This is a genomic window from Romboutsia weinsteinii, assembly GCF_002250835.2.
GTDB classification, from domain to species: domain Bacteria; phylum Bacillota; class Clostridia; order Peptostreptococcales; family Peptostreptococcaceae; genus Romboutsia_A; species Romboutsia_A weinsteinii.
The window spans coordinates 1-4,775 of record NZ_NOJY02000105.1; the positions used below are offsets into that span (position 1 = coordinate 1).

Here is a 4,775-nt window from a genome sequence, read left to right on the forward strand (position 1 = left end):
GTATAATACATAATCCAAATTTTGTATGTGATGAGGATTGTATAGCTTATGGTATTAAATCTCTCGTTACACTAGCTATAGATTTTTTAAACAATTAATATCTAAATATATTAAAGCCCTAGGAAACTAAAGTTAAATTTAGATTTCTTAGGGCTTTAATAATTTAAATAATAATAACTTTGGTATAATAAAAATAAATGAAGTAGAATAATAAGAGTATTAATATTTTTGAGGAGATAAAAATGAAGTATAACAAAGTTATTAAATCAAAGTTTCTAGAAAGACCTAACAGATTTATTGCATACTGTGAAGTTGAAAATAACACTGAAAAAGTTCATGTTAAAAATACTGGTAGATGCAAAGAGTTGCTTATACCTGGGTGTGATGTATACTTAGAAGAGAGTGATAATCCAAATAGAAAAACCAGATATTCTCTTATAGCAGTTCAAAAAGGAAAAAGACTTATAAATATGGACTCTCAAGTTCCAAATAAGGTAGTAATTGAAGCTCTTAAAAATAAGAAAATAATATTGCCTGGTCTAGATGAAGATATAAAATATATCAAACCAGAAAAAACATATGGTAAATCTAGGTTTGATATATATTTAGAGACTGAAAATAATAAAGTATTTGTAGAGATAAAGGGTGCGACTTTAGAGGTAGATGATATAGTTATGTTTCCGGATGCTAAGACTGAAAGAGGTGTAAAGCATATAAATGAGCTTGTAGAAGCAAGTAAAGAAGGATACAAGTGTTATATTATATTCGTAATTCAAATGGAGGATGTATTGTACTTTACACCAAATAATAAAATGCACAAAGAGTTAGGAGAAGCTTTAGTAGAAGCTGAGAACAAAGGTGTCCATGTATTAGCTTATGATACTATTGTAAGACCAGATTCTTTAGAAATTGACAAGAGAATAAAGGTTACCCTTTAATTATTAAAAAAATACAAGAAAAGGGTAAGTATTTAAAACATTAATGGTATAATATTGATATATAAATATGATATAAATGAAAGGATGTATAAATATGACAAACGAATTATCTATGCAAGAATTATTAGACCAACAAGAACAAGCATTTAACAGCGTCAAAGTTGGTGAAGTTATCACAGGAAAAATAACTAAAATAAATCATGATGAAGTTGTTTTAGAATTAGGATATGGATTCGATGGTATCATACCTGTAGAAGAATTAAATATAGAAAAAAATAAAATGATAGAAGAAGTATATCATGTAGAAGATGAAATATCTGGAGTTATAACAAAGATTTATCAAAAAGATGGAACTATAAGGTTATCTAAGTTACAAGCTGATCAAAGAAATGATTTTGCTGATTTAGAAAAGGCTTACAAAGAGCATAGAATAATAACTGTTGCTGTGGAGAAAAATATAGAAAGAGGAGTATTTGCTAAATACAAATCATACTCTTTATTTATACCAATATCTCAATTAGACACTAAATTCGTAACAGATACTACTAGTTATGTAGGTGCCAACTTAGAAGTATACATAATGGAATTAGATGCTAAGAAAAATAGACTTGTAGCAACTCATAGAGAGGTATTACAAGAACGTCTAAATATAGAAAAAGCAGAAAGAAATGCAAGACTTAAGGCTGAAAGAGAAGAAGAAAGAGCAAGAATCAAATCAGAAAGAGAAGCTGAAAAGGCAAGAATCAAAGCTGAAAAAGAAGAGTTATTTGATTCTCTTGAAGCGGGTCAAAAAAGAGAAGGTAAAGTTACTAAGATAATGTCTTACGGTGCGTTTGTTGATCTTGGTGGATTAGAAGGTTTAGTTCATATAAATAACTTATCTTGGCAAAGAGTTGAATCTGTAGAGTCAATGCTTGAAGAAGGGCAAGAAGTAGAGGTTTATGTACTAGATGTAGACAGAGAAACTAAGAGAATAGCCTTAGCTTTAAAAGATATAAATAACGATCCTTGGGATTTAATAGCTAAAGAAGTTCAACTTGATGATATAGTAACTGGTAAAGTTGTTAGAATAATCGAAAGAGGAGCTTTCGTTGAAATAGCAGAAGGTGTTGAAGCTTACTTACCAATATCTGAATTAAGTGAAGAAAGAGTAGTCAAAGTTACTAATATAGTAAATGTAGGAGATGAAGTTAATGCTATGGTTATAAACTTCAAACCAAAAGACAAGAGAATGATGCTATCTATAAAAGAAGCTAACAGAGAACCAGAGGAAGAGTACACTGAATTTTTAGAAGTAGAAGATTCATTAGGAACTCTTGGAGACTTATTCAAAGATAAATTTAAGAATTTATAAAATAATTTTTGTAAATAAGCCATATCTACTTAAAGTGATATGGCTTTACTTTTACCAGACAAAGGAGACTTAATATGAAAGCAATTATAGACTTACACTGTCACACAATATCTAGTGGACATGCATATAGTACTTTGAATGAAAATATAAATGAAGCAGTTAAAAAAGGATTAAAGTATTTAGGAATATCAGACCATGCTTGTAGTTTACCTGGTGCACCTCATCCTTTCTTTTTTCATAACTTACATGTAATTCCAAGACAAGTAGAAAATACAAAAATGCTTAGAGGTATAGAAGCCAATATTATTGATTATGATGGAAATATAGATGTTGAAGACTCTGTATATGAGAAATTAGATTATGTAATAGCTAGTCTACACTCGCCATGTATAGCACATGGAACTATAGAGCAAAATACTAATGCAATACTAAAGGTTATGGATAATCCTAATGTGAAGATAATAGGTCATTTAGATGATAGTAGATATCCAGTAGAATATGAATCTATTGTAAAAAAGGCAAAAGAAAAAAATATTCTTTTAGAAATTAACAACTCATCTTTAAGTCCTAACTCATTTAGACAAGGTGCAGATAAAAATATTAGCACTATGCTTAAATTATGCAAAGAGCATGGTGTAAGAGTTATACTTGGAAGTGATTCTCATATATGCTATACGATAGGAGTATTTGATAATAGTGAATCAGCATTAGAAAAAGAGGATTTCCCAGATGAATTAGTAATAAATTATAATGAAGATCAAATTATAGAATTCTTTAAAATAAATTTTTAGATAACTAGTATTAAAACAAAAATACCTATAGATTTAAGAAAATCTATAGGTATTTTTTATTATAATAAAAATGCTAATAGAAATAACCATCCTAGTCCGCAAAACTTTCTTCGCGGTATACAATTCTTATTATTAAATTTATTACATCCGCTATTATTGCTACAAACATGATAGCTTTTTTTGCAGTTACAGCACTTACAACATTTATTAAAGTTATTAGATTTTTTTTGCTTACATTTGTTATTACAATTTTTAATACTTTTACTACAATTATTAAAAGAAGTACAGGTATTGTTGTTATTAAAGTCATTCTTTTTAGTAGATATAGGATCTTGAGTTTTCTTTATATGATGGTCGCACTCAGTAGGTATATACTTATGTGTATTCTGTGGTTTATTTGTATTACAATAGCAAGGTATATGATTACACTTATTACATACATTTATTTCAGTATGATATCCTCGGTTTTTAGTCAAAGTAGTAACCCCTTTCTAATATAAGTGATAGTAATAAATAATATGAAATAAAACTACATAAAGTTACAAGATTATTATTCTTATGACGATAATATAATACATAATAGAAATTTATATAAATAAATACGACTGTACTTTTCTTATGATGACTATTAATAATTAAATAATAAGAGTATAATTGTACATATAATGTTTAAAATTAATAATGTATAATTATTTTATGTGTTATTAATTGTGGGAGGGGTAAGATTTGAAGTATAAAGTAATAAAAAAGCAAAATAGTGGTAATAGTTGCGTAGTATGTGGAGTTAATAATGAGTTAGGATTAAAAACTTCTTTTTATGAATTAGAGAATGGTGAATTAGTTGCAATTTGTGATACTAAAGACTGGCATCAGAGTTATCCGGGGAGGGTTCATGGTGGAATGTCTGCAGCTTTACTTGATGAGACTATTGGAAGAGCTATAAGTATAAATGATGAGACTATTTGGGGAGTTACAGTTTCATTAGATATTAAGTATAAAAAACCAGTACCAACTGACGCTACAATAAAGATTATTGGAAGAATTACTAGTGAAAATAGAAAATTATTCGAAGGTAGTGGAGAAATTATATTACCTAGTGGAGAAATTGCAGTAACTGCAACCGGAAAATATATGAAGATGCCAGTGGAAAAAATTACTGATGGTGAATTAACTTCTGAAGAGTGGAAGCATGTTGAAGATAAAGAAAAATTAGAATATATAGAAATATAATAGATGAGATAACTTGAAATAATCAAATTTTAGGTTATCTCATTTTTATATTATAATAAAAATATTATTATATATAATAAAAATATTATTAGTTTACATTTATTAAACAAAATCATAGTATAGATATTAAAAATAAAATGAATTTTAAAATAAAATTGAAAGGAGGATCATTATGAGAAGAAAGTTATTTATACCTGGACCAATTGATGTTAATGAAGAAGTATTACAAAGAATGTCTACACCGATGATTTCACATAGAGGAAATGAAGCAAGCGAACTACAAGAGGCTATAACAAATAAATTGAAAATATTATTTTATACAAATAATACTATACTTTTATCTACATCGTCCGGTAGCGGGTTGATGGAGGGCTCCATACGTTCCTGTACATCAAAAAAAGCAGCAGTATTTTCCTGTGGATCATTTAGTGATAGATGGTATAAAATGGGAGTGTATAATAG

Annotated in this window: 5 protein-coding genes and 1 pseudogene; 5 read left to right on the forward strand and 1 reads right to left on the reverse strand. The window is 28.0% G+C overall.

The genetic code is table 11. The annotated features are described in order from the left end of the window. The first annotated feature begins 242 nt into the window (after positions 1–242). The 3 genes from sfsA (at position 243) to CHL78_RS19550 (ending at position 3,083) form a co-directional block, all read left to right on the forward strand. Positions 243–938, forward strand: coding sequence for a DNA/RNA nuclease SfsA (gene sfsA, locus CHL78_RS19540; RefSeq protein ID WP_094368942.1), 696 nt, complete (start codon positions 243–245; stop codon positions 936–938). A 94-nt stretch (positions 939–1,032) separates the two neighbouring features. Further along, entirely contained in the window at positions 1,033–2,292 is a 1,260-nt protein-coding gene (locus CHL78_RS19545; protein ID WP_094368941.1) for a 30S ribosomal protein S1, read from the forward strand. 74 nt (positions 2,293–2,366) lie between these two features. After that, positions 2,367–3,083 (forward strand): phosphatase, encoded by a 717-nt coding sequence (locus CHL78_RS19550; RefSeq protein WP_094368940.1) that lies wholly within the window; start codon positions 2,367–2,369, stop codon positions 3,081–3,083. A 91-nt stretch (positions 3,084–3,174) separates the two neighbouring features. On the opposite strand, the gene CHL78_RS20910 is transcribed toward CHL78_RS19550, so the two are convergent. Further along, positions 3,175–3,393 carry a hypothetical protein gene (locus CHL78_RS20910; RefSeq protein WP_094368939.1) on the reverse strand — a complete coding sequence of 73 codons (219 nt, stop codon included), beginning with the start codon at positions 3,391–3,393 and terminating at the stop codon, positions 3,175–3,177. Between the two features lie 416 nt (positions 3,394–3,809). Here CHL78_RS20910 and CHL78_RS19560 point away from each other — a divergent pair, with 416 nt between their 5' ends. Then, on the forward strand, positions 3,810–4,313 hold the full coding sequence (locus tag CHL78_RS19560) for a PaaI family thioesterase (protein WP_094368938.1): 504 nt from the start codon (positions 3,810–3,812) through the stop codon (positions 4,311–4,313). 172 nt (positions 4,314–4,485) lie between these two features. Further along, positions 4,486–4,775, forward strand: a pseudogene (locus CHL78_RS19565) (alanine--glyoxylate aminotransferase family protein); the annotation flags it as partial.

What these genes read in the sequence shown, in the direction of transcription:
- CHL78_RS20910 (WP_094368939.1), bottom strand. Translation starts at nt 3,393, where the DNA reads ATGACTTTAATAACAACAATACCTGTACTTCTTTTAATAATTGTAGTA.
- sfsA (WP_094368942.1), top strand. Translation starts at nt 243, where the DNA reads ATGAAGTATAACAAAGTTATTAAATCAAAGTTTCTAGAAAGACCTAAC.
- CHL78_RS19550 (WP_094368940.1), top strand. Translation starts at nt 2,367, where the DNA reads ATGAAAGCAATTATAGACTTACACTGTCACACAATATCTAGTGGACAT.
- CHL78_RS19545 (WP_094368941.1), top strand. Translation starts at nt 1,033, where the DNA reads ATGACAAACGAATTATCTATGCAAGAATTATTAGACCAACAAGAACAA.